A 5,677-nucleotide genomic window follows, 5' to 3' on the forward strand; every position below is an offset into this window, starting at 1 on the left:
GCGTCACCGCACCATCCAACACCCGCGACGGATAATTCAACCGCCCCACCGCATTCTTCGCCTTCGACACCACCCACACACCACCATCGTTCAACTCCACCTCAGCAGTCTTAAACCCCGGATAGATGATGGCCCCCGTCACCAACACCACAGCAGCAGCCACAAACGAAGTGGCCGTGACGAACTTGCGGCGCGTGCGTGATCGCGGTTTCGTGGAACCCGGCTTTCTGGCACCCAGCGTGGCGAAAAGACGTGTCACAGCGTTAGCTTTCCTTCAAAATTGTGTGGTGGTTCCCCCGGCGGACCCGAGACCGGTCCCCCACTTCCCGCGACAGCCTACCCAACGATCTCCGGCAGCGCGATGGGGAGGACTGCCCGGCGGAGGGTGACGGCCGGGGCCCGGGGCGGGTTATGGCGTGGCTCCTGTCGGGAAGGTGCACAGTGGTACGCCGCTCTGTGCCGGCGAACCGATGGTGGTGTGCAGCGACTGGATCCAGCGGGTCTGGTTCGGTGAGCCGCGCATGATGTAGTACCACTGGCCGTCGCCGCTGTAGGTGGTGCCGTGCGGCTTCCAGCACATCACGTCGAAGCTGTCGAAGTGGGACATCCACGGCCGGTCGTAACCGCTCTTGCCGTCGCAGGTGAATTTCTGCGGGTCGTAGGAGGTGGCGCCCGGCAGGTCGGTGCAGCTGCGGTCCATGCCGGAGTTCAGCCTGGTGGACCAGCGCGTCTTCTCTGCCCCGGACTGGGCCGACGCCGAGGCGAGCGGGCCGCCGGTGCCGCGCGAGTTGACGGTCTGGACCTGGATCGTGTGCCGTTCATTGAAGCCGCCGGTGTTGACCGTCCGGCTTCCCGAGGGGCCCACCCGTTCCCAGCCGCCGTTGTCGATTTTGATCTGGGTGTAGGCGATGTCGTGGCTCCCGGCATCCGGCGAGGCCCAGTTAAACGTCAGGTTCCGCTGGTTTTCCGCGCCGTTGATGCCGGAGGCCGACGGGGTGCCGGGTGAGCCGTAAGGGTTCGCGTTAGCCCCGGTGCTGGCGTCCGAGCTGGGCGCGACGGACGAGTTGGCCGTCACCGTGACGGTGGTGGCGGCGCCGTTGGCGAACCCGCCGACGGTCTGGCCGGGCCTGATCGGCCCGGACTGGCCGGTGCTGGCTCGGTAGGTGTAACTCACCTCGGAGTAGGCCGAGCCGTTGCGTTCCGCAGCGGTGAGCTCACGGAAGTTGATGGTGATGGCCCGACCGGCGCCGCCGGTGTTGGCCTCGGCGGCGCTCACGCCGGAGACCCGGCTGAGCTTGCCGGTGGCGCGGCGCGGCGCGGAGGCCGCGCTGGCGGAGCCCTTGCCTGCCTTGTTTTCGGCCTGCACGGTGAAGGTGTAGGACGCTTCCGAGTTGTTGGCGGTGAAGTTCGCCGTCCGCACGGTGCCGGCCACGGTCTGGGTCTGGTCCGCGCCGCCGCCGCCGCTCATCGTGACGTAGTAGTTCTTGATCGCGTCGCCGTTGGTGTTTGGCTCATCCCAGTCCACCTTGAGCTGGTTGGAGGTGCCGACGGCGGAGGCCACCGACGTCGTCGGCGCGCCCGGGGCGGCCGGGACGCCGGCGGGGTTGTCCTCGGCGGAGTACTGTCCCCAGTCGGAGGGGCCGAGCTCGTTCACGGCCTGGGCGCGTACCTTGTAGCGCACGCCGTTGGTCAGGGCCGGCCAGGTGTAGTTCAGGCCGGTCACGCCGTTCTTCACGGCGACTCCGCTGGCCGGCGGCGGCGAGATCTCCAGGTTGTAGTTCTTCACCGCGGAGCCCTCGGTCTTCGCCGCGGGCCAGGCGATCACCATGTTCTTGTCCCCGGCCTTGACCGTGGGAGCCTCCGGCGGCGAGGGCTTTTCATCCGGCCGGATCTCGTTGGAGGCCGGCGAGGGATCGGATTCCTTCACCTCGTTGGTGGCGGTGACGGTGAAGACGTACTTGACGTCGTTGGTCAGTCCGCTGAGGGTGCACGTGGTGGTGGCGCAATCCTGGCTGAAGCCGTTGCCGGAGCGCACCGTGTACTTGGTGATGGCGGCACCGTTGTCCGACGGCGGCGTCCACTTGAGCACGGCGGTCCGGCTGCGGACGTCCGTTGCGCTCGGCGCGGACGGGGCGTCGGGCTTGTCCCGGACGGTGATCCGGACGCGGCCGTCGGTCTGCCGGGAGAGGTCCCCGGTCTTGTCCATGACGGTGTAGCGGACCACCATCACGCCCTTGAAGCCGCCGGCGGGGGTGACCGTGATGGAGTCCCCGGCCACCGCGGGCTGCCCGGCCGCGGAGCCGGTTTCCACGGTGGCGGCCACGATCCGCAGCGGCGTGTCGGAGAAGGGGTTGAAGTCGTTGGCAAGGACGTTGACGGTCTCCGCCTTGCCGGCGTTGGCCTTCTCCACGACGTCCTCGTTCGCCACCGGCAGTGGCCGGTTTGAGGCCGTGACGGTGGCCGCCACCGTGGCCCGGACAGGATCGGAGCGGCCGTCGGTGACCTTGAGCGGGATGCTGCCCTTCCAGCCCGCGGCCTTGGCGGAGTCTGCGGTGACTTTCAGGGTGGCGCCGGCGAGCGTGGCCTTGAAGCCCTCCGGGAGTGTTCCGTCGAGTTCGAATTTAAGTTTGTCCTGGTCGCCGGCGTCGACGTCCTTGGCCAGGTTGCCCAGTTCCAGGCTCGCGGACTCGGCCTTCGGCACCTCAAGGGTGGCGCCGCTGAACGTCGGCGGGTGGTTGGCGTTCGGGTCCGGGATGACCTTGGTGATGATGCTGAGCGTGGACTTCAGCCCGGCCGGGTCCTCGGGTCCGCTGCCGTCGGTGACCTCGAAGGTGACCGAGCCCGGGCCCACGTAGTCCTTGAGGGCGGCGTAACGCAGCTTACTCCCGTTGCCGGCCACGACGTTGTCCGGCTCGGCGCCCTGGACCTTGACCTTGTCCACCTGGGTGATCCGCGGCGTACGGCCTTCCCTGACGCGGACGTACTCGCCCAGGTCCAGGGTGATTTCCTTGCCGGCCATCACCTCCACGGCCTCGGTCCGGGCCAGGGTGGGGTGCTGTTCACCCTGGCCGGGGACCCAGATGACCGCCGTCGCGCTTTGGCCGTCCACATCGGTGACGGTGTAGGGAACCAGCTGGTCCTTCGGCGCGAGGGCCACCCGGACGGTCCCGTCGCCGGCCACGCGCGCGTTCGGATTGCCGTCCGGCAGGCCGATCTTGAGTTCTGCGGCGACGCCGTCGGGGTCGGCGTCGTTCTTCAGGACCGGGACGTCGACGGCGGACTTGCCGAGGGTCTCCGCCGGGGTGACCACGTCGTCTTTCGCGAGCGGGGCCTTAAGGGTTGCATCCGGGCTGACCCGGACCCGGATCACGGCGCTGCCCTGGGCTTTTTTGTCGTCCTGGATTTTGTAGCTGACGCTCTCGTTGCCCGCGGCGCCCGGCGCTGTGAGCAGCACCTTGCCGCCGTCGGCCGGCTCGACGGCGAGCTCCGGGCGGGCCTCGAAGCCGTTGCGCACCAGGCTGATCGGGTCCCCATCGGGATCCGAGTCGTTCGTGAGGGCGTCGACGGCGATCTTGCGGCCGGGCCGGACGTCCACGGCGTCGTCAACCGCGATCGGCTTCTGGTTATTGATTTCCCGCGGCGCGATGCCGACGATCACGGTGCCGGTGTTTTCGGCGCCGATCCGGTCCCGGACGCGGTAGCTGAAGGTGTCCGTGCCGGCGGCGTTGCCGGCGGCGGTGAATTCGAGGTAGCCGTCCTTGACCACGGCCGTGCCCATTGCGGGGGCCTTGTCCACGCCCGTCAGCTGCACAGAGTCGCCGTCGGTGTCCACACCGTCGAGCGGCACCGGGATGCGGACCGTCATGCCGGCCACCACGCGGGCGGTCAGGTTCTTCGGTTCGGGGCGGGTGTTGCGTTCGTCGTCGCGGGCCCGGATCCGGATGGACACCTGCTGGGAGTCGGATTGTCCGGAGGCGTTGGTGACCTTGTAGATCGCGTAGACCGTCTTCGGCACCTCGCCGGCGATGAAGCGCAGCGTCTGGCCGGCGGTGAAGGTGCGGCCGTCGGCGGCGTCCGGCTTTTGGGCCAGCACCGGTTCGAGGGTGAGCTTGCCGCCGTTGGGGTCGGTGTCGTTCTCCAGCACCGGGATGGTGACGACGTCGCCCGCACGGACGGTTGCCTCGTCGGGTTTGGCCTGCGGCGCCTGCAGCTTGGACGGCGCGGGGACGACCAGGACGGCGATCTCGCCGCTCGCGGAGGACTTGCCGTTGGAGATTGTGTACTTGACGTTGAGCTGGCCCTGGGCGCGGAGGTCGGTGATCCGGACGACGGAGTGGTCCAGGACGGCGACGCTGAGCGGCAGTCCATCGGCGGCGGTCACGGACTGGACCACCAGGACGCCGCCGGAGGGGTCCGAATCGTTGCCGAGGACGTCCACCAGCACGCTGCCGCCGGCCGGCAACAGCGCGGTGTCGCGGACCGCGACCGGTGCTCCGTCGCCGCCGCCGGGGACGACGTCGACCCGGACCAGCTGCTGGGCGCTGGCCGGCCCGTTCGTGACGAGGTAGGAGACGTAGTGTGCGCCGAGGGCGGTGGAGTTGAAGGTGAAGGTCTGCTGGTCGGCGCCCATGGTGGCGGTGGAGTTGCCGTCCGGGGTGGCCTGGGCGAGACGGAGCGCCCCGCCCTGCGGGTCCGAGTCATTTTTGAGCGGGGCGATCACGGTGTCCACGCCGGCGACGGCCACGAGGTGGTCCGCGTTCGCGATCGGCGGCAGGGCTCCTGGCGGGCGCACCTCCACGGTGACCTTGCCTTCGGCCGTGGACCGGCCGTCGGAGACGGTGACGGTGACGGTCTTGCGGCCGGGTTCGGAGCCGGAGTCCTGGAAGCTGAGCAGGCCGTCGGGCCGGACTTTCACCTGGTCGCGGGGGTCGCTGCTTGCAGCGCCGACGACGAACACGTCATCGCCGTCGGGGTCGGTCCAGTCGGTGAGGATGTTCTGGCTGACCGCTTTGCCGGCCTGGACTACGAGTGTGGTGTTCCTGTTCGGTTTCTGCCGCGGGGCGGAGTTCTCCCCGGGCGGGACGATGTTAAGCGTGACGTCGGCGGAGGCGGAGAGGCCGCGGCCGTCGTCGACCGTGTATTTGAACGTTTCCGTACCGGTCTTGTCCGCGCCCACGCTGACCTGGAAGCCGGTGGCGCCGTAGATCGGTGCGAGCAGCCCGGATTTGAGCGGTTCCGGCGACCGGACGGTGAGGATGTCGCCGTCGGGGTCGGTGTCGTTGTCCAGCACGGGAAGGATGGTCGTCTTGCCGGCGCGGACCCCGAAGGTGTCGGCTTTGGCGACCGGCGGGCTGTTGGGTTTGGTGCGGTCCGGCAGGACGGTCTGCTGCACCTCGTCGGCGGAGTCCTTGTCCGCGTCGTCCGAGGTCTGCTGCGGCGGGATGACGTCGTCCCAGTTGTTCACCAGCTGCATGTTCTGGTTCACCAGCCACACATTGCCCGAATTCACATCATTGAGCACCACCACATCCCGGTTCACCCGGAACACATACGACGGCGACGCGGACGCCTTCGGCACATCCACGCTCCTGTCATCGGCATCACTGCCGCAGTCCCGCACATACTTATTCGCCCCCGACCACGCCGCATGCACACAACCACCCAACTGCACCGGCGC

General features: G+C 68.7%; 2 protein-coding genes. Both read right to left on the reverse strand.

Translation table 11 applies throughout. From position 1 onward, the window contains the following. The coding region (locus AC1DBD_RS17630) for a hypothetical protein (protein WP_441419542.1) at positions 1-259 on the reverse strand (259 nt) is incomplete at its 3' end. 150 nt (positions 260-409) lie between these two features. Then, positions 410-5,677, reverse strand: a 5,268-nt coding sequence (locus tag AC1DBD_RS17635; RefSeq protein ID WP_476982696.1) for an Ig-like domain-containing protein, incomplete at its 5' end; no start/stop codon positions are given.

The organism is Arthrobacter sp. 10T419, assembly GCF_056394105.1.